Consider the following 25,535-nt stretch of genomic DNA (forward strand, 5'->3'; position numbering starts at 1 on the left):
GAGGGTCCGTGTGGTCGACGGTCCGCGCGGCCGACGGCCCGTGCGGCGGGGTGGGCCGCGGTGGGTGTGCCGTGCGGTGGGCGGGCCGGAGGTGGAGCGGGCGGGGCGTGGAGCGGGCCGCGGATGGGTGCGCGGAACCTGGGAAGGGCGGCCCATGGCGGACATCGCCGCCGCTCGGCAGCGCTCGGCAGTGGTCTGCGGCGGTCGGCAGCGGTTGGCGGAAGATCGCCGGGGCCGTGTCCGGAACATCGGGCCCGTCGGCGGTCCGCGGGCAGGGAAACCGGCCCCGTAGACTGGATGACCGGCCCCGGCCCGGGGCCTGCCCTCCACCAACGTTCTCGCTACGGGAAGTCGCCACGTGTCGCTCACGATCGGAATCGTCGGCCTGCCGAATGTCGGCAAGTCGACCCTTTTCAACGCCCTGACCAAGAACGACGTGCTGGCGGCCAACTACCCGTTCGCCACCATCGAGCCGAACGTCGGCGTCGTCGGGGTCCCGGACCCGCGCCTCGACAAGCTGGCCGAGATCTTCAGCTCGCAGCGCAAGCTCCCGGCGACCGTCGACTTCGTCGACATCGCGGGCATCGTGCGCGGCGCGTCCGAGGGCGAGGGTCTGGGCAACAAGTTCCTGGCGAACATCCGCGAGTCGGATGCGATCTGCCAGGTCATCCGGGCGTTCCACGACGAGAACGTCGTCCACGTGGACGGCAAGGTCTCGCCCAAGGACGACATCGAGACGATCAACACCGAGCTGATCCTCGCCGACCTCCAGTCCGTCGAGAAGGCGATCCCGCGCCTGACGAAGGAGTCCCGCCTCCAGAAGGGCAAGGTCGCGGTCCTCGCGGCGGTCGAGGCCGCCAAGACGATCCTGGAGGAGGGCCGGACCCTCTTCTCCGCGGGCATCACCAAGAGCACCGAGCAGGGCGCGCTCCTCCACGAGCTGCACCTGCTCACCACCAAGCCCTTCCTCTACGTCTTCAACGTCGACGAGGACGAGCTGGTCGACGAGGCGTTCAAGGACGAGCAGCGCAAGCTGGTCGCCCCCGCCGAGGCGATCTTCCTCAACGCGAAGATCGAGTCCGAGCTGATCGAGCTCGACGACGAGGAGTCGCTGGAGCTCCTCCAGTCGATGGGCCAGGACGAGCCGGGCCTGGCGACACTGGGCCGCGTCGGCTTCGAGACCCTCGGCCTGCAGACCTACCTCACGGCCGGCCCCAAGGAAGCCCGCGCCTGGACGATCAAGAAGGGCGCCACCGCCCCGGAAGCGGCCGGTGTGATCCACACCGACTTCCAGAAGGGCTTCATCAAGGCCGAGATCGTCTCCTACGAAGACCTCCTCGACTGCGGCTCCATCCCGGAGGCCCGCGCCAAGGGCAAGGCCCGCATGGAGGGCAAGGACTACGTGATGCAGGACGGGGACGTGGTGGAGTTCCGGTTCAACGTCTGATACGTCCGGCGAAAGGCCGTCTGACCTGCGACGGACCGGGTTGGGCGGCCTTTGCGGTCCGCGCAGAGTCCGCAACGTGCTGGATGCGTCCGGCACGCGGGAACCGGCGGAACGGGCGGGAAGAAGTAGCCGGTCGACCTGCAGGCGGCGGCTGGTGCGAGGCTCGGCGCCTCGGCTAGAATGGCGGCAATCGACCCCCTCCCAAGCCTCTCCACGATGCTCAAATGGGAGGGGCCTCTTCCTTTCCGGGGTGCGAGTGAAGCCGAGCCTGTCCGTGGGGGAGCAGGTCGCGCTCCTGGCCCGTCGTGGCCTCGTCATCGACGACGAGGCCGTCTGTGCGGCGTTCTTTGGCTCGAACAACTACTACCGATTCTCCGGCTACGCTCGCTACTTCCAGCGAGCCCCCCACGTGGGCGACGATGCGTTTGCGCCCGGCACGACGTTCGCTGAGATCCGCCGCATCTACGAAGCCGATGAGGCGCTACGCACCGCGCTCAGCCAACCTCTCGCACGGGTCGAACTCCTGCTGCGCACGCATGTCGCCCGAGTGATCGCCGACGTGCACGGTCCGTACAGCAGCTTCCTCGAGGAAAGCTTCTACACCGACGTCGGCAACGTTGAGCCGACCGTCGAGTCGTGCCTGCGCGACATCGGCCGGAGCAAGGACCGCCACATCCTTCGGTACAGGGGCACCGAAGGTGACCGCGTCGACTACGGCAAGCTGCCCGTGTGGTCCGCCGTTGAAGCGTGGTCGTTCGGGACGCTGTCCAAGGCCATCGAGCGCGGAGCCGGCGGCGCACTGGCCGATGCCGTGGCGACCAGCGTCGGGGTCGCGAGGGCCGGGTTCGCCTACCGTGTGAGGTCGTTGGTCTACCTGCGTAACCGGTGCGCCCACCACAGCCGGCTGTGGCATCACTCGGTCCTCGACGCCGGCCCTACGCCGAACAATGTGCGTAGCAAGGCGAAGCGGCTGGCGGGGCAGTTCGAGCCGCGTTCGGTTCTCGATGTCATTGCCTCGCTCGACGACGTGGCCATACGCGGCAAGGTAGCTGATCCTGTGCTCCCGCAGGTTGTCGAGCAGCACCCCCGTGACTGCTTGTTCTGGGAGGGACTGGCGCGGCCTCAGAGCCCGCGAGATCACAGGGCGTGAATCGGTCCTGGGTAGGGACGGATCCCCCAGTACGGGGGTGCGGTGCGGAAGGCTACCGGTCACATGCCGAGAGCTCGCGAAACATGTCCTTGGCGACCTGGCCGACGGTGTTGCCGTTCTCGCACCTCCCGTGAAGGAGCGCAGGCCGCACCGCAGGAACACGTACCGCACCGGCGGGACGTCAGTAGGGGCCCGGCCCCTCCGGGCGGCGCAGCCGGGCGAGGAGGTCGGCGATCTCGCGGGTCTCCTCGTCATCTTCGCCGAGGATGACGCACATGTCCTCGTGGAGAGCGTCGAGGACGCCCTCGGCCTCGGTGCGGCGGCCTTCGGAGAAGAGGATGACGCCGATGCTGCGGCGTAGGTCGAGAGCGGTCTCGGAGGCGTCCCCGTCCGTGTCGGACACGACCTCCAGGACTGTCTGGAACTCCCGCAGGGCAGCAGTGGCCTGGCCCAGGTTGGCCCGGCAGTGGGCGGCGTGCCGGCGGCACTCCAGCGCGCTGACGCCGGCCGGTCCCGCCGTACGGGCGTAGACGGCGGCCAGCGCGTCGAACTCCGGCAAGGCACGCCGGAAGTCCTCGCCGGCCATGAGGATCGCTGCGCGCTGCTGCCGCAGGTTGAGTACTCGGGAGTTGTGCGTGCCGAGGGCGGTGGCCGCTTCGGCGATCGCCGCCTTGAGGACATCCGCGGCCTGGGCGAAGCGCCCGCGTTCGGCGAGGTCTGCCGACCGGGAGTAGGCGTCCCGGATCGCGTCCCGCAGCGCGGTGTCGGCGCGCGCCGGGACCGGCCCTGGAGCCGCCGGTTCGGGTGACGGCGCAGGCACCGTGGTCCGCCGCAGGGGGGCGTTCGGCTGCCTGTAGACCACCGTCGGGTCGGGAACTGCGGAAGGAGAGTCAGCGTCGGTGAAGATCACGGGCACAGCCGCTGAACCCGGCTGCGGCAGGTGCGGCCACAGGCGCTCGTACACCGCGTACGCGTCGGCCGGACGCTGCTCCGGCGCCTTGGCCAACAGGTCGAGGGTCAGCGCCTCCAGGTCCTCCGGCACCTCGGACCGCAGGGCGCGCAACGGCGTCGGCGGCACGTCCATGTGCTGATTCATGAGCTGGTAGTCGTTGTCGCCGCTGAAGACCGGCTCACCGGCGAGGAGTTCGTGCAGCACGCAACCGAGCGCATAGAGGTCGCTCAGCGGCGTGATCTGCGCGCAGTCGATCTGCTCGGGCGGCATGTAGCGGCTGGTACCGATCCGGCTGCCGGTGGCCGTGAGCCTGGTGACGTCCGTGTGCAGCAGCTTCGCGATGCCGAAGTCCAGGACCTTCACCGTGCCGTCCGCGGCGATGAGGATGTTGTCCGGCTTCAGGTCGCGGTGCACGACCGGGATCGCGTGGGCGTACGACAGGACCGTGCAGATCTGCGCAGCGATCGACGCGGCCCAGCTCACGGGGAGCCCCACCGCCGCTCCGTCCTCCGCGCCCGTGAGGACCCTGCGCAGGGAGATCCCGCGCACGTACTCCATCACCAGATACAGCCGGTCGTACGACGCCTCGTCCAATACCGCGTCGAACACCTGCGGCACTCCGTGATGCCCGATCCGTGCGGTGACGCGCGCTTCGCGCTCGAAGCGGTGGGCGAACTCTTTCGCCTGCGCGGGTGATGCGACGACGTCGGGCCGGATGAGCTTGACCGCGATCTCCCGGTCGAGGACGGCGTCGTAGCCGCGCCAGACCGTGCCCATACCGCCGGACTCGATCTCCGCGATCAGCTCATAGCGGCCCTGCTCGCCGATTCTCCTGGCCTGCGCCACGCGTTGCGCCCCCGTCGCCCTGATGCCTCGTCAGTCGATTGCAGTACACGGTACCGCTGGCGACGGAGGGCACGGCAGGTACTACAGCAGGTGGTCCGCCTTGCCGGCCTTGATCTCGGTGATGAGGGTGCGCAGGGCTTCGCGGGAGTCGGTGAGGTAGTGCTCCTCCTGCCCGCTGACGGCTATGTAGCCGTTGCCGTCGGCATCGGTGCCGAGGCGGAAGCAGGAACTGCCCTCGCCGCAGAGCGGTGCTTCCCAGGTGATGTCGGCCATCTGGCTTCTCCTCATAGCTGTTGGGCGATCTGGCGGATGAAGTCGCGGGACCGCTCCGGGGACAGTGCCAAGCCTTCCAACAGGTCGAGCTGTGCCCGGTATTTCGCAAGCTGACCGTCGGCATGCAGGAATGCTGGTCCATGAGAGTTGTCCACCTGCACGGTATCGAGCTGTCGCACAGGCCCCTCGGTGTAGACGACCGTATGCCCTGCTCCGGGGAAGGAGCCATGGCTGAAGGGAAGGACGAGGACGGTGACGTTGTCCCGCTCGGAGGCCTCCAGCAGGTACTCCAACTGTGCGTGGGTGACGTCTCGCCCGCCGAACTGCATGCGAAGCGCCGCTTCGTGGATCACGGCCACGTACGGGGCCGGATTGTTGCGGGTGATCACCTTTTGGCGCTCCGAACGGTGCGCGAGGCGGAGAGCGACCTCATGCTCGGGAAGCTGGGGGACGACGGCGCGGAAGATGGCCATGGCGTGCTCCGATGTCTGGAGCAGCCCCGGTACGTGCACGGTGTTCGCGCCCCGCAAACGTACCGCGTTGGCCTCAGTTTCGGAGATGTCCAGCAAGCCTTGAGGCAAGCTGCCCCGGTAGCGCTCCCACCATCCTGTTTCGCTCGGTTCCGCCATCTCGGCCAAGGCGTCGATGTACTTCTCGTCGGTGCAGTCGCAGTTGCAGGCCAGCGTGCGCAACCGTTCGGCGCTGATCGCGCGTAGTCCGGACTCCATGTTGGAGATCCTGCTTCGGTCGACGCCGAGGAGTCCTGCGGCGTACTCCGCGGACATGCCAGATGTGGTGCGCACCCTGCGCAATTCACTTCCCAGACGCTTCTGACGTTGGGTGAGGATCGTCCTTGGTGGCATGTCGTTCCTTCCGTACCGCGGGGCCTCGCGTGGGTCCGATGGGCATAAGTTCATCGCATCGAGGCCATTATTGCGGCCAGCATGGCAAATATGGCCCCTCGTGTCCTACTGTAAGTATCGCGCAAGCTACACACCGCAATGCCGGAAGTGCACCGCGCGAGCATGCCCGCCTGCCCTGGGACGGGCGTGTCCGCGCCCAGGGCGGTAGGCCACCGGCGATCCCAAATCCCTCGCACATCCGTGGAGTTCGCCATGCCCGAGATCCCCCTCGTACCCGTCCACTGGCGCTTCCCCGCCCACCCCACCTCCGTACGGCGGGCCCGGCACGCCGTCACGGAATCGCTGCCGCACGTCCTTCGGCCCCACTTCGGCGACGACCTCGTCCTGTTGACCTCAGAGCTGGTCACCAACGCCATCCGTCACGGCGCGTGCCGGGAGGACGAGGACCTCATCGAACTCGTCCTGTGGCCCGCCGACGGACACTACTGGCTGGCCGTTTCCGACCCAGGTACGGGCAAGCCCGCGCTGACCCACCCGGACACGGACTCTGAGAGCGGTCGGGGTTTGCTCCTCGTCGACCGCCTTGCCACCGCCTGGACCGTCCGGCCCCGCCCCACGCGCGGAACATCCGTGATCGCGGGCCTCTCTTTTCGCCAGGGCGGTTGACCCGGCGGAGCGGTCGGCCGGGAGGGGCCGGAAGGCCGGGCAGGTCAGGCCGCCTCGTCGTCGATGTTCTCCTCCCGGCGGATCATCCGCCAAGCCGCCCGGCGAGCACTCTGGTTGAGCGACTGCTTGAAGCTGTCGTCGTGGCTGAAGTACTGGCGTCCCATGTCGGCGATGGTGTCGATGTGCTCGGCCATCTTGTCCTCGAAGACCTCGTCGAAGACGAGCCCGAAGTTCTCCTCGTCGTTGACGGCGGCGGCGCGGACCTTCGGGTCCGCCTTTGCCTCGTCGAACGGCGTGAGCACGTCCTGATCGGTGAAGTCGGTGCCGAACTTGTCGTTGAACTTCTCGATCAACTCCGACAGCAGCGACTTCTCCTGTTCCTTGGCACCACCCGTACCCTCACCGAAGCCGCGTAGCTCCGCCGCTCCCTCCGAGGTCAGCGCGAGGTCGTGTTGGCCGGTCTTCTGGATGCGCAGGTGACTGAGGTCGACGTCTCCTATGTCCACGCCGCCGTCTCCCCGTCGTGGCAGACGGTTGAGCAGGTGGCGGCCGTAGAGGTAGAGGCATTCGAGGTCGGCATCGCGGTAGGACACGATCTGCGAGAGGAAGCCGTACTTCCGCACGTAGTCGTTGAGGTCCGCGCGGAACTGCTCGGCGGCTTCCTGGGCGTCCTCGTCCGCGTCGCCCGCCTCGTCCTTGCGGTCCAGCAGCTCGGTGAACCGCTCGACGGCGGGCCCGAGATGCCGGTACAGCTCCGCGTGCAGCTTCTCCCAACGGGCCGCAGAGCCCGCGGCCTTCTCCTCGGCCTCCAGGTAGGCACCGGCGAACTCTCGCATCTCCTCGTCGACGAGGATGTCGGGCTGCATGACCTTGCTTTGCGCGGTGTAGAGGAGGTTGGGGTCGGAGGGAAGAGTGTTCGCCTCCTCGAAGTACGGGCGGAAGGACTCCTTGATGTCCTCGGCGTCATTGACGAAGTCCAGTACGGCCAGGTCCGCCTGCGACTTGCGGTCGGTGGTGCGGTTCAGGCGGGAGAGAGTCTGGACGGCGCTGATGCCCGCGAGCTTCTTGTTCACATACATCGTGGTGAGGAGTGGCTGGTCGAAGCCGGTCTGGTATTTCTCGGCGACCACCAGGATGCGGTACTCGCGCTGCGTCGCTTTCCCACCGGTGCGCACGGCCTTGTCGTCCTTGCGTGTGTACGCGAACGCCTTCGGCAGCGCGGACTCGGCCAGGCCGCCGTTCTCCTTCGGCTCGGTCGTCTCCACGCCGTCGTACGTCAGGCTGCCGGAGAACGCGACCAGGACACCGGGGTCGGCGTACGCCTGGTCGTCGACGTACTTCCTGATCGCGCGGGCCATCTGCACGGCGCTGTGCCGGGAGGCCGTCACCACCATGGCCTTGGCCCGCCCGCCGAGCCGGCCGGCGGTGTGCGTGCGGAAGTGCTCGACGATCACCTGCGCCTGCTGCGTCACGGTGGAGTCGTGCGTGAGTGCGTACCGGGCGAGCAGCGGATTCGCCTTGGACGGGTCGACCTCGCGCTCGTCCGGGTTCTTGTTCACCAGCTTCCAGTACGTGTCGTACGTGACGTAGGTGCGCAGGGGATCGAGGATGAAGCCTTCCTCGATGGCCTGGCGCATCGAGTACGTGTGGAAGGGGACGTACGTCGGCTTGCCGTCGACGCTCTCCAGGGTGCCGAAGAGTTCGAGCGTCTTGGCCTTGGGCGTGGCAGTGAACGCGAAGTAAGAGAGGTTCGGGGCCTTGCTGCGCTGGATGGCCTTTCGGCGGAGCTTGGCATCGGTGGCGGCTTCTGCTTCCGCGTTGGTCGCCCCGGCTTCGTCGGAGTCCGAGTCCAGGCCCAGGTCACGCAGCGCCGCGCGTACGTCCGTGGCCGCGCCGCCGGACTGGGAGGAGTGCGCCTCGTCCACGATGATCGCGAAGTTGTGGCCCTGGATCTCGGTGGGGTTGCGGCGCAGGTAGTCGATGAGGGCCGGGAAGGTGTGCAGCGTGACGGTGATGATCTTCCCGGCCTCGCGGGAGAGTGCCTTGGCGAGCTGGTCGGATTTCGCGCCGTGCTTCTCGTCGATCTTCACGACGAGACCGGCGGTCTTCTCGAAACTGCCGACGGTCTCGCGGAGCTGGGCGTCGAGATTGCGGCGGTCGGTGATGATGACGACCTTGTCGAAGACGGGTGCACCCGGCTTGAGTCCGGCGGCCAGGGCATCGGGGTCGATCTCGGCCGGGTCGGTGGGCGTGTGCAGCGACGACAGGCGGTGCGCCAGCCATCCGATGGTGTTCGACTTGCCGGAGCCGGCGGAGGCCATGCCCAGGTAGTTGTGACCGGGGCCGTGGAGGGCCGCGTGGTGGGCGAGCTTCTTGACGATGTCCCACTGGTGGTAACGCGGGAAGATCAGCTTCTTGCGGGTCCGGCCGTCCGCGCCCTTCTCCTTGCTGAGATGCACGAACCGCTCGATCAGGTCCAGCCAGGTGTCCCGCTCCCAGATCTGCTCCCAGAGGTACGAGGTGGCGTACGTCCCCGGGACGGTGGGCGCCGGATTCCCCGCGCCGCCGGGCTTCCCCGGGCCCTCCGACCCGGTGTTGAACGGCAGGAACCGTGTCGTCTTGCCGCGCAGCTCCGGCGCGACGAACACCAGGTCCGTGTCGATGGCGAAGTTCGCGATCACGCGCCGCGCGAAGATCAGCTCGGTGGGGTCGCGGTCCGTGCGGTACTGGTCCTTGGCGGCCTCTACTCCCTGGCGCGTGAGGGCGTTCTTCAGCTCGGCGGTCGCCAGCGGGATCCCGTTGAGGAAGAGGGTGAGGTCCAGGCGCTTACCCTTGTCCGCCTGTTTGGCGGCGTACTCCAGCTCCTTGACGAAGGTCAGCCGGTTCGCCCGGTAGTCGTCCAGGACCGCGTCCGACGCGACGAGCGACGGTTTGAAGTAGGCGAGCCTGATCAGGACGCCGTGGTCCTTCACGCCCTTGCGAAGTACGTCCAGGACGCCGTCGGTCGCGATGGCTTGATCCACGCGCTTGGCGAACCCGGCCTGGGCAGTGTCGGGATCCCCGCCGTAGAGGGCGATCAGTTCGGCCCATTCGTCGGCTTGGGTCTTGCCGATGAACTCGAAGAGTTGGGCGGTGTCGAGGCCGAGGTGGGGGCGGTAGTTCTGTCGGTTTCCTTCACGCCAACCGCGCTCCCGCAGGGCGGCGACTATGGCGTTTCCGAAGGCTGCTTCGTCGTGGACGGGCATGAGCGGCTATTCCCCCCGGTTTCCGGTTACCAGATACTTGATGTCGCGGCAGAACTTTTCGAATGAGGATGAGTTGGCGCGGGCAAGGTCAAGATCCATGTCCTGGGTCAGTGCCGCCTGGTCCACGCGGGGGCGGTACCGCACTCCGTCGCGCCGGTGGTGGGTCAGCCAGCCCTTGCAGTCGCGTAATGTCTCGCTATTGGCCGGGACCTCCAGATGCCTGGCGAGCCCTGCCCGCCCGCCGAGGGAGGGCGCTGACGCGAGGAACCATGCCTCGAACTCCCGGCTCGCCATCACGACGGCCGTCCGGCGGTCCGGGCGGGTGGCCTCGGCCCTGGCCAGGAGCGAAGGCCCGAGGCTGGCCGGACAGTCGTCGTCGGCGTCGATCACGACCAGGATGCCACCCGGGCAGTCGGCGGGTACGCGTCGAGCCTGGGCTTCCACGGCGGCTTCCAACCCGCCCGGCCGGACGAGCCGGCCGCGGTCGACCAGGAAGGGCGGCTGGATGTCGGCGTCCCAGATCTCCGCCTCGTACATCAGCCGTCGGAGGAGTACGGGCAGCGCGCTGATCTCGCCCTCACCCTCCACGACGGAGGCGATCGTGACCCGCGGGTGGTTCACTCCTCACCCTCCGACTGCTCGTCCGGCTGGTCCGCGGGTTCGACGACCGGGCGCAGTTGGTCGGAACGCAGCAGTTCGGCCGTGGTGGCCAGGCCGTCGGCGACGATCGACCGGCTCACCGGGTCCACTTCGCCGATCACCGTCACCCCGTGCTCGGCGGCGACCACGCGGATCGCCGACAGGTCGGCCTCCTTGCGGTCGAACAGCTCCGCGCTCTGCGTGGTGGCCAAGACCTGCACATGCTCACTCGCCTCCGTGAGGGCGTCGTAGAGGGCCCCGGCCGCGAGCGGGTGCAGAGCGAGTTCGGGCTCTTCGACCGCGATGAGTGGGATCAAGTCTTCACGGGCGTCGGGATGGAAGAGCGCGGTCAGCAGGCCGATGGCCCGGATGGTCCCTTCCGACATGGACTCGGCGCGGAAGACGTGGGGTTCCGTCTCGCTGTCGGTGGCGAAGTTGATCCGAGCTGCGATGTAGTCGGCGGAGGGGTCCGTGGGGCCGACCTGCACGACACCGGGCACGATCACCCCGAGGTACTGCGAGACGCGCTCTCGCTCCTGCTCCCCGAGCGCGGCCAGCGCCGGGCCGAGGTCGCCGCCTTCCTCACCCAGGGCTCCGGCGGTCGGCGTGTTCGGGCTGGCTTTGCGGAGACTGGCCAGGTCAGGGCTGTAGAAGAACATCTCCGTGAGGGCCGCGAAAAGGTCAGCGAAGGGCTCGCCCTCACTCAGGTGTGAAAGTTGCAGTCGCTTCTGGCGACGCCCCTTCCCGGTGCGGTCGCGCATCATGAAGTGCTCTGCATTTGCCCGACCCTCGACGCCCGGGCGACGCATCTCGCACAACTCTCGCTGGATACGGACACCGGGCCCCGCATCGCGCCTCGTCTCGGGGACGGTCTGCGGGGCAATGGTGATCTCGTACCGCCCCACCCATGGCTTCGCGTCATGGGTGATCGCCGGCAGGTGGAATTCCAGACCGATCGTGCAGGAGGTCGTCGGCTCAGGGACCCGGCGCAGCACCTCTTCCCATCCGCCGCGCGTCGCCACGGCCTCGGCCGGGCTGTTCACCAGCGCGTCGCGTACGAAGCGCAGGGCATCGAGGAAGTTCGACTTACCTGCGGCGTTCAGCCCGAGCAGCACGGTGAACCGGCCGAGAGTCACGTCGCAATGAGCGATGGACTTGTAGTTGTCGACTCGGACACGGGTGATGAATGGCAGCGGGGGCTGGGGCGCGGCGGGGCTCATGGCGCGATCATTCCTCGATCCCACGTCCGCTGGCGGTGGACACGTCGATCTGGCCGGTGACGGCGGCGGTGATCAGGGCTTGGCGCCGCTCGGCGAGCAGGTTCTCTCTCTCCCTGAGTAGCTGGACCTTACGGCTCAGTTGCTCTTCCGCTCCAGTCAAATAGAATACGATTTTCTGCTGCTCCGTCATGTCGGGGGTGGGAATCCATAGACTTCTGATCAACTCCTGGCTGAGGTTAGGCTGACCAGCTCCTTGGGCGAGGGCAACGACGCTTTCCTTATGCGCCCGGAACCAATAGCGAGCATATTGTGTCGAAATTCTTCCTGTGGGTGACAAAACGCAGCATGCTTGATTTACGCATGCCTGGTTTGCCAGCAATCCTACTTTCCCCTTGGTGGCGCCCTGCCCGTACATCGCAATTACCAAAGAGCCGTGGTTGTGGAGTTTCAACGCGGGGAAGTCATTCAAGGCTCTATCTGTGATCTTCTTTTCGCTCGATGTGACCTCTCCGTCATTGAGGTCGGCGCTGTTGATCCACCAGTAGGGCCCATCGAAGTACTCGGCTACCGTTGACGTGGGAGTCGTACCGCTTCCTGTCATGAACTGATGGCCTACCTTGAGAAGGCTCCAATTAGAGTTCATCTTGGGCATCCACGGAATTCTTGTCGGACTCGTCTCGTCATTTCCGACCGTTGTCCAGCGGCGCATCATCTCGTGAAATTGCTCCTGGAGGAGCGCTAGTTGACGAGCAGTTCTCCATTGAAGATCGTTGATGCGATTAGTCTCGGCGTCGAGGAAGTCGGCAATGCGGCGCTGTTCCTCCAGTGTTGGCAGCTGTACTGGTAGGTCACGCAGAAACCTGTCCGGAACACGCTGCTGTCCGGCAACACCGTACATCTCCGCCTCCCCCTGTTTGAGGAAGCTGTGTGTATTCGCTACGTACAAAAGGAACCGCTGGTCAATGAGCGGCCCGGGACGGAGCACGTGAAGCTCCGTACTCCCCACGCCCACGCCTCGATGGAGACCGTGGATTAGGACAGACCGTCCGGCCTCGAATGTGGGCGTGATCTTCGGTACAAGAACGTCGCCGTTCTGGAAGCGGGTGTAGCCAGTTGAAACGGATGCTTTGGTTCGACGCCATGAGAGGTCTAGCCTCTCTCCAGGCCATACTGCTTCCATGGGGAGGAAAGTGAGCTCCTCCTCGTTCGCAAGGCGATTGAAAGCTGGCGTCAATGGATTGATGTCAGCGAGGTGTCGCAGACGCAGGGTGCTCATTCCGCCACCTCCCCAAGCAGCGCTTGGATCTCGCCTTCCAGCGCCTTCAACTCCGCGTCGATCTCCGCCAACGGCCGCGGCGGCTTATACACATAGAAATGCCGCGTGAACGGGATCTCGTACCCGATCTTCGTCTTCGTGTGGTCGATCCACGCATCCGGAACGTGCGGCAGCACCTCCCGCTTCAGGTACTCCTCCACGTCCTCTTCCAACGGGACGTTCTCGTAGTCCCGCAGCTCCGGGTCCGGTTCCGGCTGACCCTTGACGCGCTGGATCTCGCCCTCCGGGTCCCGTACGCCGACCGCCTCCCGCAGCGCCCTGTTGAACGGCGCGCCCGTCGGCCACGTCTGGCCGGCCGCGACGACCGCGTCCTTGAGGTCGATCCACGCGTCGGACTTCGTCGTCCACGACTTGCCGTCCAGCGGGCGCAGCGCCGCCACGAACTCCTCGGCGTCCGTCGCCCGTGCGATCGGCTTCGACGCGGTGATCGCCGTCAGCGTTTCCTCCGTCACCTCGAAGCGGAGCTTCCATGGGCGCTCGACGGCGATCCGGCGGTACCCGAAGTCCTCGTTGCGGAAGACCTTGATCTTCCCGGCCCGGTCGGCCAAGTCGTGGCCGCCGTCCTTCTCCGCCGCGTCGAGGACCGCCAGCGCCTCCGTGTACAGCCGCGTGATCTCGGAGATGTGCTGATCGCCCAGTTCTTTGCGCTTGTCGCCGAGCGACTTCCGCATCTTGCGCCAGTAGTCGCGTGCGTCCAGCAGGACGACCTTGCCGCGCCGGTCCCTGGCCTTGCGGTTGCTGAGCACCCAGAAGTACGTGGAGATGCCGGTGTTGTAGAAGAGCTGGTCGGGCAGGGCGACGATGCCCTCCAGCCAGTCGTTCTCCAGGATCCACTGCCGGATCCTGGACTCACCCGACTCCGCTGCCCCCGTGAACAGCGGGGAGCCGTTGAAGACGATCGCGATCCGGCTGCCGCCGGACCCCGACGCGTCCACCGGCTTCATCTTCGAGATCATGTGCTGGAGGAAGAGCAGCGAGCCGTCGTTGATGCGCGGCAGGCCGGCCCCGAACCGCCCGCTCTCACCGAGGCGTTCGTGCTCGTCCTCGACCGCGTCTTTCACCTTCTTCCACTCCACGCCGAACGGCGGGTTGGCCAGCAAGTAGTCGAAAGTGGTGGGCGTGTTCTTGTCCTTCTTGGAGTCGTCGCTGTTGAAGCCGTCGTCGCTGAACGAGTTGCCGTACTTGATGTTCTCCGGGTCCTGCCCCTTGATCATCATGTCCGACCGGCAGATGGCCCAGGACTCGGCGTTGAGTTCCTGGCCGAAGACCTTGACCGTGGCGTCCGGGTTGAGGGCCGTGATGTGCTCCTCGGCCGCGCTGAGCATGCCGCCGGTTCCGCATGCCGGGTCCATGACCGTGCGGACCGTGCCCGGCAGGGCCAGCGCGTCACTGTCCGGTGCGACGAGCAGGTTGACCATCAGCCGGATGACTTCCCGCGGTGTGAAGTGCTCACCGGCCGTCTCGTTGGACTGCTCGGCAAAGCGCCGGATCAGCTCCTCGAAGATGTAGCCCATCTGGTGGTTGGTGACGATCTCGATCGGCTTGCCGTCCTCGCCGAGCGCGAGATTGCCCTCTTCGTCCCTCTTCACCGGCCGCAGGTCGAGGTCGGCGAACCGTCCGACCACCTGGTACAGCAGGTTCGCCGCGTCCAGCCGCTTGATCTGCTGGGCGAAGTCGTACCGCTCCAGGACCTCCCGGGCGTTGGGGGAGAAGGCGCCGTAGTACTCGTTGAGGTACTTCGCCGCGTGCGAGGGGTCGCCCGCGATGGCCTTCAGCGTGTAGGAGCTGGTGTTGTAGAAGCTGTGGCCGGACGCCTTGCGCAGGAAGCGGTCGGGGTTGAGGTCCTGGTCCTGGTAGCGGGCTGCGACCTCCAGGACCTTGTCCTTGGTCGGGGCGAGGACACACTCCAGGCGCCGCAGCACGGTGAACGGCAGGATCACCTTGCCGTAGTCGGACTGCTTGTAGTCGCCGCGCAGGAGGTCGGCGACCGACCACGCGTGGTTCGCCAGTTCCGTGTGCTTACTGCTGTTCAACGGAGTCCTTCCGGTGTTCGCCGCTTCAGCGGGACAGAGACATCAAGTCTGGTCGTTCGGGGCGCCGCGGCGCACGTTTCACGCCGATCCGTGACCGTCCGGCAACAGCGCGCCGCCGGTGAGGCCGGCGCCGAGGAGGCGCGTGACCTCCTCGGCGGCCCGATCGGCACGGCGGGCCGCGGTGCGCAGTTCGTGAAGGCGGCGGAAGGCGGCGCCGTAGCGCTGCTGCTCGGCTAGTGGAAGCAAGGGAACGCGCAGGCGTCGCGGGTCCACGCGGACGAGGGATGTGCCGGTGGCGGCGGCGTTGACGTTCTGCTCCGCCGCGAGGAACCCGGCGAGGAACCAGGGGTCGAGCCGACGCCGGTCCGGGCGGAAGAGCAACAGGTGGGGCCCGAGGAAGAAGCCTGCCTCGACCGGCTCGACGACCCGGGCCACGGCGGTGCGTTCCGCGCGGAGGATCTCGGTGAGCAGCACGTCACCTTCCTGGACCAAGGGGAGGGCGACGCCGGTGGGAAGGTCCGCTTCCGTTCCGGAGGCGGGCCGGCTCTCGAGGACATCGGCAGCCGTGAGCGCCGGGCGTGCGCCGGTTTCTGCTTCTGGCCGAGGCTGCGGTTGGCCGTTACGGGTCCGGCGGCCGAGGGGCGTGGTGTGGAGCAGGCTGAGAGCGCCGCCGCGCAGAAGGTCCGCGACCGTTGCGGTGCGCCAGTCGCGGGGCCGGTCGTCGGCCGGCGGCCAGTCGCCGTCGGCGCTGAGGTCGATCAGGTCTGTTGCCCCTTCACGGAGTTGGTCGTACAGCTCCGATGCCTGCCGGGCCAGCAGGGCGGGGCGGAGGGATTGCCGGGAAGCCGTCCGGATGCGGCGGGCCGGGGTCAGGTCCACGGCCTCGTCCAGGAGGTCGGTGACCGGCATCGCGGCGGCGACGCCCGGGGCTCCCGTGAAACCGTCCTGGTCGGCGAGGTAGGACCGCCACGCCGAGAGCACAGTGTCGTCGACGGTCTCCCCGGCGAGATCTCGGTGCTCGGCGGCGGCATCGACGAGTAGGACCGTCCCAGGGGCTTCAGCCTGCGGATCGGGTCGTTCGAGCACCCACAGGTGCAAGCGGATGTGGAGCGGGGTTGCCGTGCCCTGCGGAAGCGAGACGACCGCGCGGAGGGCTCCGTCGCGTACGAGTTGAGCCCGGATACGCCGGCCGGCGGTGCGTTCGGCCACGGCGGGAGGCATGAGCAGTACGGCACGGCCGCGGGGGGTGAGGTGGGCCAGGCAGTGCTGGACCCAGGCGAGCTCGGGCTCGCCCTTGGGCGGCACGCCGTAGGCCCAGCGCTGGTCGTACGCCAGATCGTCGTGCCCCCAATCGCGGACTCCGTACGGGGGATTGCACAGGACGGCGTCCACAGTGAGGCCCTTGAAGGCGTCGGAGCGCAGACTGTCCCCCGCACGGACGGAGATCGCCGCCTCGGGGGCGTTCAGCCGGAGTCGCACGGCGGCCGGTGCGGCCTGAGCGACCAGCAGGTCCTGGCCGTGCAATTCGCTCGCGCCCGCGGATGCTGCTGCGGCAAGCAGCGATCCGGTGCCGCACGCGGGATCGAGAACGCTGACGGGGAAGGCACCCGCGCTGTCGGCCAGGAGCCGGGCCATGAGGGTGGCCAGGGGGCGCGGCGTGAGGTAGGTGCCGGCACCCCCCGTGTCCTCCAGTAGGCGTTCGGCCAGGACAGCGGCCGCGGCCTCGGCACCATCCGTGACGACGCACCGCAACAAGGCCCTCAGCGGTCCGGTCGCGTCGGGGCTGTACGGGGCGTCCAGGACTCCGGGGATGTCCTCGGCTCCGTCGCCCGCAGCCGACCGCGCCCATCGCAGCAGTGCGTCGTCACGCAGTTCGGGAAGGGCTTGGCGCTCTCTCCTGTCCAGCCGGGCAGCCGTCAGCACCGCAGGGAGCAGGTGCAGGGCCAGATCGCCGTCGCCGGGGTGGGTGCGCAGCGCGGTGCGAAGCCGGTCCGCCGGGGTGTCCTCGGGGAGTTGGCCACGGGCGGAGAGCCAGGCGCGCACGGCGTCGAGGTCGTAGGTCGGGCTGGTGTCCGTGCCTCCCGCAGGGGCCGGGAAGTCGGGATGCCGACGACGCCAGTTGCTCACCGTGGCCCGGGTGACTCCGGCCAGCCGCGAGATGTCGGCGGCGGTCACGAGGGCACTGGCCTGCTGGTTCATGGGCTCCTGCCGGGTGACGTGGGGTGCGCGCTGGATGGCTTCACTCTATACCGACGCCGAACCGATGTGAACGGTTTGACGTCGCTTTCAAGTGTCATTTGACAGTGCTTTCAGTTGCAGCTCTACTGGGTGTGCTTTCACTCGGCTCTCAGCTTCCCCGGGCCTCCCGGGCTTCCCCCTGCCCACAAGACGTTCGATTCGAATGGAGCGGCACCATGGCCACCAGCACCTCCGGCACGTCCAAGCGCACCCTGTACCGCCTCACGGGTATCGCTCCCACGGTCGACGCGATGTTCGACGTCCTTGACCCGGCCCGGCTCGCAGCCGTTGACGCGGAACTGCACATCCCGGAGGAGCGGTTGGGCGTTCCGGCTCTGCTGGTCACCGGCAGCTTCGAGCAGCCGGTCGCGAGCTGGTGCGGCGAGATCAACCGCACGACCGGGTGCGAGGTGTCGCGGCCCGTGAACCGGTCGGCCGGGCTGCTGATGCTCGCGGTCGACGGCGAGGTGTACGCCATCGGCTACGACCAGGGCTTCCGCCTGGTGCCCGACCAGGTCAAGGACCGGCGGTTCGGGTTGAGTTTCGTGATCCGCAGGGTGGACCCCGCCCAGATCCGGGACCTGGTCTCCCATACGCCGGGCGGCGGCCGGACCGACATCACCCTTGTGCCCGGCGGCGCTCCGGTCTGGAGCCTGGGCGTCCAGGAGCACGCGCAGATCGTGCGGCGGCTGGGCGGTCGGCTGGACGGGATCGAGCTCACCATCGCTCAGGACGACCGTACGAAGATCTCCAGCGTTGAGGGCGGTACCGGGTTGCGGATGCGCCTCGGTATCGACGCCGCGGACCTGGTCGCGGACATCCGGGCCATCGCCCGTGTCCTTCGGGACGAGGTCCCCACTCCGGAACTGGAGTTCGTCGAGCACATCGTCCCGGTCAAGGAGGCCGACCTCGTCACGCGGCTGGAGGAGAGGCTCGACGACATGCTGGGCGAGGTGCCGGACGGACGTATCGCGGTCGCCGTCCCGGCCGATCACTGGGACGACTACGGCGCCGCCCAGGCGTTCGCCACCAAGGTGCACAGCCCGGAGGCGCGCCTCACCGCCGACTTCAGCCTGGAGTATGTCCTCAACCGGGCCCGCGTGCAGAGGGCGGGAACACGCTTCGCCGCCCTCCGGGACGGCACCGTCACCCTCTATGCGCACGCCCGGGCGGAGAAGGGGGACGTCATCTGGGCATCGAGCGTGCTGCGGTGGATCGAGGCGCAGGTGACGCTCGGCCCCCGTCGGTTCTTCCTGCTGGACGGGCAGTGGTACGAGATCGGGGAGGCGTATCTGGAGGCGATCCGCTCGCAGGTGGAGCGGCTCATCACCGGCACGCCCTCGGTCGACCTCCCGGCCTGGGTGCTCGGGGACAAGGAGCGGGACTACAACGAGTCGGTGCCCGACCTGCGGCCCGGGTACGTCTGCTTCGACCGTGACAACGTCCGGACCGCGCTGCACCGGGGCAACGGCGTGGAGGTCTGCGACCTGCTGAGCCCGGACGACGTCCTGGTGATGGTGAAGCGGGCCAAGGGCTCCGACGCGCTGAGCCATCTGTTCGGCCAGGCCGTCGTCGCCGTGCAGACCCTGCTGCACTCGCCGGAGGCCGTGGACGGGTTCGCCCGGAAGGTGGCCGCGGCCCGGCCTGGCCGGGCCTTGCCGGACGGCTTCCGGCCGTCGAAGGTCGTATTCGCGATCCTGCTGAAGGGCGGAACCGATCTCACCGCCGACACGCTGTTCCCGTTCTCCCAGGTCACCCTTGTGCAGACGGCCAAGACCCTTGAGGCCTGGGGCGTCGAAGTCGAGGTCATCGGGATCCAGGCCACGGCGGTGCCTCCGAGCGGGGCGGGAATCCGCCACCTGGCTGCGTAGCGCGGTGTCAATTGGCCCCCGGTTTGCACCGGGCCGCTCGCGGCCCGCACGGATCGCAGCAATCTTGCGGTGGCCGCCGGGCAGGGCGTCCTCGTCGGGCGTCCGCACTGACGGCCCACAGCAGGCCACGGGCTCAGCTGCCCGCCCGCAAGTGCTGGGTGAGCCGACGCAGCGCGGTCCACGTCTGTGGGTCCGTTCCATCGCCGAGGGGGTAGTGGAGTGCGGGGCGGGCGCTGGGGCCGAGTGGTGCGGGGAGGAGGTCGTGGGGCGGCCGGCGGGCGTGTGGGAGGCCGATGTCCTGGACCGGGTCCGGGCCGAGCGTGAAGGAGACCGGGACGGGGGGCGCCTCGATGTGTGCGGGAACCGTCAGGTCGCGACGGGCCCGGCGCACGGTGGCGAGCATCGACGTCAGGCCGTGCTCGGGTGCGGAGAGCGCCTCGGCGAGAGGGAGGACCGCGCCGAGCGGCAGGTCCTCGGCGGGGCCGTGGCCCACGGCGAGGGTCATCTCCTCCTCGACACCTGCGGTGGTGCGGGTTACCCGGAGCGTGGCCAGGGCGGGGCGGTCGGGGTGCCCGACCACGGTGAACCAGGTCGGCTGGGGTGCGCGTCGGCGGGCGAGGTCGGTCAGCTGGCGCGTGGTCCAGGGGTGGTTGACCGGTTCCGCCGTGCTCCAGCCGGCGGGCGCGGCCCCGGTGATGTGGTGCCAGGCGGCCTCGAGAGCGCGGCCCAGTACCAGGTGCTCGTCGGCCGGGTGGCGGGTGCGCAGGGAGAGGACGAGCTGGCGGTCCCCGGAGTCGGTGCGGTCAGCGAACGCGGCCGCTACGGGAGTCCCGGCCGACGTGGTCCGGGCGGGGGCGAAGCTGTCGCCCTGCCAGTGCAGGACGGCGCCGGACAGGCCGTCGTAGTAGCCGTCCTCGCCGTCCTGGACGACCCAGCGGTGGGGGTGGCCGCCCAGCGCGGCGCGGGCGGGGAGGGTGAGGCGCGTCGTGTCGGGGGTGACGATCTGCAGGGCGCGGTCGCTGGTGATCGCGGTGCGCAGGGCGTCCGAGAGCCAGCTGGTCATGGCGACCACGGGACGGTCCTGGAAGACGACCGCGGCCTGCTCGGTGAGGACGTCCACAGCCGGAGGAATGCCCTCGGTCTCCGGCGGAGCGTCCGTGCCGGACGGGACGGGGACGACGGCGGTCGTCAGGGCTTTGGGCGGCCACGTCGTGCCGTCCAGCACTGTGGCGAGGCGTCCGGCGAACGACGCGGCGAGCTGTTCGGCTTCGGGGACCGCGGTGGAGGCACGGGCCTCGGTCCACCAGACGGGCCCGTCCGGTACTGCCGGGACGGGCCCGAGCAGTCGTTCGACCTCGCCGGGGACCTGGACGAGAACGGGAGCCTCCACGGAGACCAGAGTCCGTCCGTCGGGTGCGCAGAGCTGGACGACGGCTCCGTCCGCCGTCGTGCGGACGCCCAGGTCGGGGCCGCCGGCGTACAGGCCCGCCAGGAGCGTCCGGACATCGGGCATCGTCGGGGTGAGGGTGATGACGTCCTTGGTCACAGGGTGTGTTCCCGGCTGATGTCGGTGGCGAGGGCGGTCTGGATGAGCTGGTGGGGGCGGCCCCGGCGGACGAGGGTGCCGCGCCCCGGAGGCTGAGCACTGGCGTGGAGGCCGGGGAAGAGCTGGCCCTCCGTGCGGTCGCCGGCCATGACGAGGGCCGCGGTGCCGGTCTCGCGCAGAGTCGTCAGCAACGGGTCGTACAGGGCTCGTGAGGCGCCGGCGACGCGCCGGGCGATGACGAAGTGCAGCCCGATGTCCTGGGCCGAGGAGATGTACGGCAGGAAGGGGGACAGCGGTTGTTGCCCGGCGGCGGTCAGGATGTCGTAGTCGTCGATGACGACCACGATGCGCGGCCCGGTGAAGGCCGGTCCGTCGGCCGGCGTCTCGTGGTCGAATGCCTCGTCGGGGAGGCGTTTGTCCAGTTCCTTCGCGATGCCCGTGGCGAGGGCGGCGGAGAGCTTGGGGTTGTGGGCATAGCCGCCCCGGTAGGGCTCGGGGACGACGCTGCGCAGGCCGCGCCGGGGGTCGAAGACCGCGAAGACCAGCTCCTCGTCGGTGCAGCGGTCGACGAACTGCCCGGCGATGAGCCGCAGCAGATTGGTCTTCCCGCATTCGTTGTCGCCCAGGACGAGCAGATGCTGGTCCTGTTCGAACAGGTCGAGCAGGACGGGGGCGAGGCTGTCCTGGTCGACACCGATGGGAACCCGCGACGGCTCGGCCGCGGCCGAGGGCAGCTTCGCGGCGGGCAGCCGGGTGGGCAGGATGCGGACGGGCGCGGCGAGTTCGCCGTGCCAGGAGGCGCGGATCGTGCGGGCGGTGTCCTCCAGGACCGGGCCGAGGCCCTCCCCGGACGGGACGGTGTCGATACGGGGCAGGGCGACCTGGGCGAAGAGCTTGCCGTCGGTCAGGACCCGGCCGGGGGTGCCGGGGTCCAGGGTCTCGGAGAGCTTGCGATCGATGCTCGAGTCGGACGGGTCGTTGAGCCGCAGTTCGACACGGGTGCCGAACATCGACTGGGTGGCGAGCCGCACGTCGTTCCAGCGCATCATGCCGGCCACGACGTGGATGCCGTACCCGCTGCCGCGTTTGAGCAGATCGGTGACGGCGTCCTCGAGGTCGGCGAATTCGTCGCGGAGCGCGCCGAAGCCGTCGATCAGCAGGATGATGTCGGTGGAGGGGAGCGCCGGCAGGCCGCCTTGGGTGCGGACCCGCCTGAGCTGGTCGACGGAGTCGATGCCGGACGAGCGGAAGAGGTCCTCGCGCTCGCCCAGCATGGCGCGGACCTCCGCGACGGTGCGGGTGGCGCGTTCGTGATCGGAGCGACCGGCGATGCCTCCCACGTGCGGCAGGCCGGTCAGGGCGCTGAGGCCGCCACCGGCCAGGTCCAGTCCGTAGATCGCGACGTCGCGCGGTGTGTGCGACAGGGCGAGGGAGAGCGCCAGGGTGCGCAGCAGGGTGGTCTTGCCGGACTGGGGGCCTCCGATGACTGCCGCGTGGCCGCCCGCGACGGTCAGATCCAGCTGCCAGCGGTCCTGCCACTGCTGGGCCGGATCGTCGAGGATTCCGAGAGGTACGCGCAGGATGGCCGGCCGGTCCGTGAAGTGCACCCCGTCCGCCGAGGCCCGGACGCCGCCCGCGGCGACATCCAGGGCGACGGCGTCGGGCAGCGGCGGAAGCCAGATGCGGCGCACCGGCTCCGCGGCGCCGCGCAGCCGGCCGACCATGGCGGACAGGACGGTCGGGCCGGTCTCCCGTTCCCGCATCTCCGGAGCTTCCTCGGCAGCGGGCTCCGCTGCCGGGACGCTGTTGAAGGCGGCGTACGGGAGGGCGAGCGGTTCCTCCTTCTCCGGCGCGCGCAGCGCGGGACCACGGTAGGCACCGGAGACGTAACCCGTCTTGAAGCGTTCGTAGGTGGACGTGTCCACCTTGAGGTAACCGAACCCCGGCAACGGCGGCAGGTGGAAGGCGTCGGTCGTGTCCAGGACGGTGCGGCTCTCGTCGGCGGAGAAGGTGCGCAGGCCCAGCCGGTAGGACAGGTAGGTGTCCAGCCCCTTGAGCTTGCCGCCCTCGATGCGCTGGCTGGACAGCAGAAGGTGGACGCCGATGGAGCGGCCGATGCGTCCGATGGACAGGAAGAGGTCGATGAAGTCGGGTTTGGCGGTGAGCAGTTCACCGAACTCGTCGATGACCACGAACAGATGGGGGAGCGGCTCCAGATCGGGGCGGGTGGCACGCAGCGCGGCGTAGTGGCCGATGTCGGCGACGTTCCCGGCGTCCTTGAGTACCTGCTGGCGGCGCTTCACTTCTCCCGCGAGGCTGGTGTGCACCCGCTCCACGAGACCGGCCTGGTTCTCCAGGTTCGTGATCACACCGGCGACGTGGGGCAGGTCCTCGAACGGCGCGAACGTGGCGCCGCCCTTGTAGTCGACCAGCACCAGTGCCAGGTCCTCCGGCGCATGCGTGGCGACCAGGGCGAGGACGAGGGTGCGCAGCAGCTCACTCTTGCCGGAGCCGGTGGCGCCCACGCACAGCCCGTGCGGGCCCATGCCCAGTTCCGAGGACTCCTTGAGGTCCAGCAGCAGGGGCTCACGCCGGTCGGTCACCCCGATCGGGACCCGCAGAAAGCCTCGCTCGCCCCGCGGGGCCCACAGCCGTTCGAGGTCCAGTGCCGCCGGGTCCTCGATGCCGAGCAGTTCGGGGAAGTCCACGGGACCGGACACGGGTGTGCCGTCCGCGGCGGATTCGGCCGACAGCCGCAGGGGTGCCAGGGCCCGCGCCACCCCCTCCACCCCGGGCCGGGTGATGTCGTCCACGGTTCCCGACGCGCGAGCAGCTTCCGGGACGCGCAGGTCCTCCACCTCGACCCGGTCCCCGGCGACGGTGAGGCGGACGCTCACCTGATCGGGCTCCTGCACCTGCCGCTCCAGCAGATGCAGGACCGTCACCCCCATGTCGGGCAGGGCGACGGCCTCGTCCGGGCGCGGCAGTTCCACGGCCGTCCCCCCGTGCGCGTCACTGATCACCAGGAGGCGCCCGGTCATGCGCAGGGCGTTCCGGTCCGACAGGCCCCGGCGTATCTCGGCGGCGTAGGAGGCGCGGCTCCGCAGCTCCGCGCTCAGCAGGGTGGCCAGCTGCTGCGGACCGGGGGCCATCCGGCGTGCGGCCACCGCTCCGTCGCGTTCGGACGGGTCCAGCACGTGCGGCAGCCACTTGCACCATGCCCAGTCCTCCTCCCGCTCATCGGGGAACGCCAGAGCGAGGGCCAGGTCGTCGGGGGCGTGCGCCACGGCCGCCTGGACCAGCACGGACCGGGCGACCCGGAGGACCCCTTCGCGGTCGCCCACGATGCTGACGTTGCCCGCGCGGTCCAGCGGCACCGTGAGCGGGAAGTCGGTCGACGCGGCGAACCGGCCCAGCAGGGCGTGGGCCTCGTTCAGCATGAACGGATCCGGCGGCGTCAGCACGGTGCCCGCATGCTGCCCCACCGTCAACGCCTGCACCGGCACCTCGCCCGTACCCACCCGCACCCGCAGGAAATCCGCGTCTGGCCGCCGCCGTTCCCACAGCCGTGCCGGGTCCCGGAGCACGTCGTACAGGGCACCGGGCGGGGGGTTGAGCACCCGAGCGATCCGCCGGCGCCGGCGCTCCAGCTGCCCGAACTCCTCCCGCAGCTCCTCCAGATACTCCAGGTACCTCTCGCGCTGGGCGCGTCGGGTGCGCTGCGCCTTGCCCCGCTGCGACCAGAACAGGGCCACCGCACCGAGCAGAGCGAACACCAGGACGATGGCGCCGATCGCCGCGAACTGACTGTTGCGGATCACGGTCATCATCACGACCGAGCTCATGACGCCGGCCATGGGCAGCAGCGCGGTCGCCGCGTTCCCGATCCTGCCCTCGGGAAGGTTCGGCGGGGGCTCGACGGTGCGTGGTTCCGCGGGAGCGAGCGGGCGGGTGCTGCGGGCGGGCCGGTGGATCAGCTGCTGGGTCACCGTGCGCTCACCGCACGCCGCATCGCCTCGGCGGCCAGCACGGTGGCCGCGTCCCGGGTGTCCCGTCCCAGCATGGCGTTCACCAGGGGTCCTCCTCCACCGAGGTGGCGGTCGTAGGGGACGGGAACCACCACGACTCCCGTCTCCCGCAGATGTGCGGTTGCCGTCTTCAGGTCGAGCGTCGTGTCGGGCGAATTCGCGGTCAGCGCCACGACCGTGGTCTCCAGGGCCGAGTGCGGGAGCCGGGCCAGCCAGTCCAGGACGATGCGGGTGCCGTTGACGCCCTCCGCGGTCATCGGCGCGACGACCACCCGGGCGTGGGCGGTGTCCATCGCCGTGCGGGCCACCTCGCCCGGCAGCGTCTCGCAGTCGACGAGCGTCAGGGCGAAGTGGCGCCGCAGCGCCAGCGTCACCGTGCGGTAGCTCCGTACGTCCAGCGGCGGGCCGACCCGGCCGTTGCTCGCGGGAAGCAGCCAGCCCCCGTCCGACACCGGCACCAGATAGCCGATGATGTCGGTCAGCTGCATCGACGGGGTGAGGATCCCGGCCAGCTCCGCACAGGACCAGCGCACCGACTCGGCACCGAGGCGCACGGGCAGCGTGCCCAGCGCCGCATCGGCGTCCAGAGCGAGCACCGGATCGTGCCGGTAGTGGTTGAAGACCCGGCTCAGCAGGGCCGTCACCGTGGACTTGCCCACCCCTCCCCTGATGGACGTGACGGCGATCACCCGTCCGGTGGTCACCGGTTGCTGCAACTCCCCGGCCAGCCGGGTCTCTTCGGCGACCTCCTGCGCCGCGGACGACCCGATGCGGAGCAGTGAACGACCGGTGCGCCGTGCCATGGAGTCCCCGTGCACCGGGCGGCCCATCGCCCGGGCGAGGCGCGGGTCGACGGTCGGTACGGACTCGGGCGTCGGCATCGGGAGACGAGGATCCCGCGTGCCGCGGACAGCGGGCTGTGGCCCGTCCGCCGGGGCGTGCACCTGGGCGGGGGAGCCGGCTTGCGGAGATGCGGGCGCCTGTTGCTGGGGTGGTTCGACCGGCCCCGGCTGCGGCTGCGGCTGCTGCTGCGCGGCAGTGTGTGGCGGCTGCGGGGCGGCCCTGCCCGGCTCCGACGACGTCTCGCTCCGGGGGCGGCCCGTGTGGGAGGTGCTCTCCGGGGTGCTGCCGTGGCTCAACTCCCGCAGCAGATTCCGCTGCCAGTCTCCCTGCGACATGCCG

The 25,535-nt window shown here is 69.1% G+C and carries 16 protein-coding genes; 4 read left to right on the forward strand and 12 right to left on the reverse strand.

Annotated features, from left to right (window positions below; translation table 11 throughout):
* Positions 1 to 358: 358 nt before the first annotated feature.
* Together ychF and ABT112_RS02670 are read left to right on the forward strand one after the other, a co-directional pair.
* A complete protein-coding gene (gene ychF, locus ABT112_RS02665) occupies positions 359 to 1,447 on the forward strand; it encodes a redox-regulated ATPase YchF (protein ID WP_351504739.1) in 1,089 nt (362 codons plus the stop codon).
* A 256-nt stretch (positions 1,448 to 1,703) separates the two neighbouring features.
* The gene (locus tag ABT112_RS02670) at positions 1,704 to 2,597 is read left to right on the forward strand and encodes an Abi family protein (protein WP_351504741.1); all 894 of its coding nucleotides are present in this window, start codon (positions 1,704 to 1,706) and stop codon (positions 2,595 to 2,597) included.
* 181 nt (positions 2,598 to 2,778) lie between these two features.
* Here ABT112_RS02670 and ABT112_RS02675 read toward each other — a convergent pair whose 3' ends face one another.
* The 3 genes from ABT112_RS02675 to ABT112_RS02685 all read right to left on the reverse strand — a co-directional run bounded on the left by ABT112_RS02675 (position 2,779) and on the right by ABT112_RS02685 (position 5,531).
* Complete coding sequence (locus tag ABT112_RS02675; RefSeq protein ID WP_351504743.1) at positions 2,779 to 4,395, reverse strand: serine/threonine-protein kinase; 1,617 nt, start codon at positions 4,393 to 4,395, stop codon at positions 2,779 to 2,781.
* A gap of 81 nt (positions 4,396 to 4,476) precedes the next feature.
* Positions 4,477 to 4,668: a hypothetical protein gene (locus tag ABT112_RS02680; protein ID WP_351504745.1), complete on the reverse strand. Its 192-nt coding sequence runs from the start codon at positions 4,666 to 4,668 to the stop codon at positions 4,477 to 4,479.
* A gap of 11 nt (positions 4,669 to 4,679) precedes the next feature.
* Entirely contained in the window at positions 4,680 to 5,531 is an 852-nt protein-coding gene (locus ABT112_RS02685; protein ID WP_351504746.1) for a helix-turn-helix domain-containing protein, read from the reverse strand.
* Positions 5,532 to 5,783: 252 nt separating this feature from the next.
* Here ABT112_RS02685 and ABT112_RS02690 point away from each other — a divergent pair, with 252 nt between their 5' ends.
* On the forward strand, positions 5,784 to 6,197 hold the full coding sequence (locus tag ABT112_RS02690; protein ID WP_351504748.1) for an ATP-binding protein: 414 nt from the start codon (positions 5,784 to 5,786) through the stop codon (positions 6,195 to 6,197).
* A gap of 44 nt (positions 6,198 to 6,241) precedes the next feature.
* On the opposite strand, the gene ABT112_RS02695 is transcribed toward ABT112_RS02690, so the two are convergent.
* From ABT112_RS02695 to ABT112_RS02720, 6 genes are all read right to left on the reverse strand, one after another.
* The gene (locus ABT112_RS02695) at positions 6,242 to 9,442 is read right to left on the reverse strand and encodes a type I restriction endonuclease subunit R (protein WP_351504750.1); all 3,201 of its coding nucleotides are present in this window, start codon (positions 9,440 to 9,442) and stop codon (positions 6,242 to 6,244) included.
* Between the two features lie 6 nt (positions 9,443 to 9,448).
* Positions 9,449 to 10,063, reverse strand: coding sequence for a DUF4276 family protein (locus ABT112_RS02700; RefSeq protein ID WP_351504752.1), 615 nt, complete (start codon positions 10,061 to 10,063; stop codon positions 9,449 to 9,451).
* Positions 10,060 to 11,301: an AAA family ATPase gene (locus ABT112_RS02705; protein WP_351504754.1), complete on the reverse strand. Its 1,242-nt coding sequence runs from the start codon at positions 11,299 to 11,301 to the stop codon at positions 10,060 to 10,062. Before ABT112_RS02705 ends, ABT112_RS02700 begins: the two co-directional genes overlap by 4 nt.
* Before the next feature lie 7 nt (positions 11,302 to 11,308).
* Entirely contained in the window at positions 11,309 to 12,577 is a 1,269-nt protein-coding gene (locus ABT112_RS02710; protein WP_351504756.1) for a restriction endonuclease subunit S, read from the reverse strand.
* On the reverse strand, positions 12,574 to 14,670 hold the full coding sequence (locus tag ABT112_RS02715; RefSeq protein WP_351504758.1) for a type I restriction-modification system subunit M: 2,097 nt from the start codon (positions 14,668 to 14,670) through the stop codon (positions 12,574 to 12,576). The genes ABT112_RS02710 and ABT112_RS02715 overlap by 4 nt, the downstream gene beginning before the upstream one ends.
* 78 nt (positions 14,671 to 14,748) lie before the next feature.
* Entirely contained in the window at positions 14,749 to 16,869 is a 2,121-nt protein-coding gene (locus tag ABT112_RS02720) for an N-6 DNA methylase (RefSeq protein WP_351504760.1), read from the reverse strand.
* A gap of 215 nt (positions 16,870 to 17,084) precedes the next feature.
* Here ABT112_RS02720 and ABT112_RS02725 point away from each other — a divergent pair, with 215 nt between their 5' ends.
* On the forward strand, positions 17,085 to 18,779 hold the full coding sequence (locus ABT112_RS02725; RefSeq protein WP_351504762.1) for a TIGR04141 family sporadically distributed protein: 1,695 nt from the start codon (positions 17,085 to 17,087) through the stop codon (positions 18,777 to 18,779).
* 133 nt (positions 18,780 to 18,912) lie between these two features.
* Here ABT112_RS02725 and ABT112_RS02730 read toward each other — a convergent pair whose 3' ends face one another.
* The 3 genes from ABT112_RS02730 to ABT112_RS02740 are packed head-to-tail and all read right to left on the reverse strand — an operon-like array spanning position 18,913 to position 25,531.
* The gene (locus tag ABT112_RS02730; RefSeq protein ID WP_351504763.1) at positions 18,913 to 20,325 is read right to left on the reverse strand and encodes a DUF6177 family protein; all 1,413 of its coding nucleotides are present in this window, start codon (positions 20,323 to 20,325) and stop codon (positions 18,913 to 18,915) included.
* Positions 20,322 to 24,314 (reverse strand): type VII secretion protein EccCa, encoded by a 3,993-nt coding sequence (gene eccCa, locus ABT112_RS02735; RefSeq protein WP_351504765.1) that lies wholly within the window; start codon positions 24,312 to 24,314, stop codon positions 20,322 to 20,324. Before eccCa ends, ABT112_RS02730 begins: the two co-directional genes overlap by 4 nt.
* Positions 24,311 to 25,531, reverse strand: a complete 1,221-nt coding sequence (locus ABT112_RS02740; RefSeq protein WP_351504767.1) for a CpaE/TadZ family protein — start codon at positions 25,529 to 25,531, stop codon at positions 24,311 to 24,313. Before ABT112_RS02740 ends, eccCa begins: the two co-directional genes overlap by 4 nt.
* Positions 25,532 to 25,535 lie beyond the last annotated feature (4 nt).

The organism is Streptomyces sp. NPDC002055, assembly GCF_040296705.1.
GTDB lineage: Bacteria > Actinomycetota > Actinomycetes > Streptomycetales > Streptomycetaceae > Streptomyces.

Coding starts and splice junctions, on each gene's coding strand:
- ABT112_RS02705 (WP_351504754.1), bottom strand. CDS start 11,301: ATGAGCCCCGCCGCGCCCCAGCCCCCGCTGCCATTCATCACCCGTGTC.
- ABT112_RS02710 (WP_351504756.1), bottom strand. CDS start 12,577: ATGAGCACCCTGCGTCTGCGACACCTCGCTGACATCAATCCATTGACG.
- ABT112_RS02680 (WP_351504745.1), bottom strand. CDS start 4,668: ATGGCCGACATCACCTGGGAAGCACCGCTCTGCGGCGAGGGCAGTTCC.
- ABT112_RS02725 (WP_351504762.1), top strand. CDS start 17,085: ATGGCCACCAGCACCTCCGGCACGTCCAAGCGCACCCTGTACCGCCTC.
- ABT112_RS02690 (WP_351504748.1), top strand. CDS start 5,784: ATGCCCGAGATCCCCCTCGTACCCGTCCACTGGCGCTTCCCCGCCCAC.
- ABT112_RS02695 (WP_351504750.1), bottom strand. CDS start 9,442: ATGCCCGTCCACGACGAAGCAGCCTTCGGAAACGCCATAGTCGCCGCC.
- ABT112_RS02740 (WP_351504767.1), bottom strand. CDS start 25,531: ATGTCGCAGGGAGACTGGCAGCGGAATCTGCTGCGGGAGTTGAGCCAC.
- ABT112_RS02685 (WP_351504746.1), bottom strand. CDS start 5,531: ATGCCACCAAGGACGATCCTCACCCAACGTCAGAAGCGTCTGGGAAGT.
- ABT112_RS02720 (WP_351504760.1), bottom strand. CDS start 16,869: ATGAACCAGCAGGCCAGTGCCCTCGTGACCGCCGCCGACATCTCGCGG.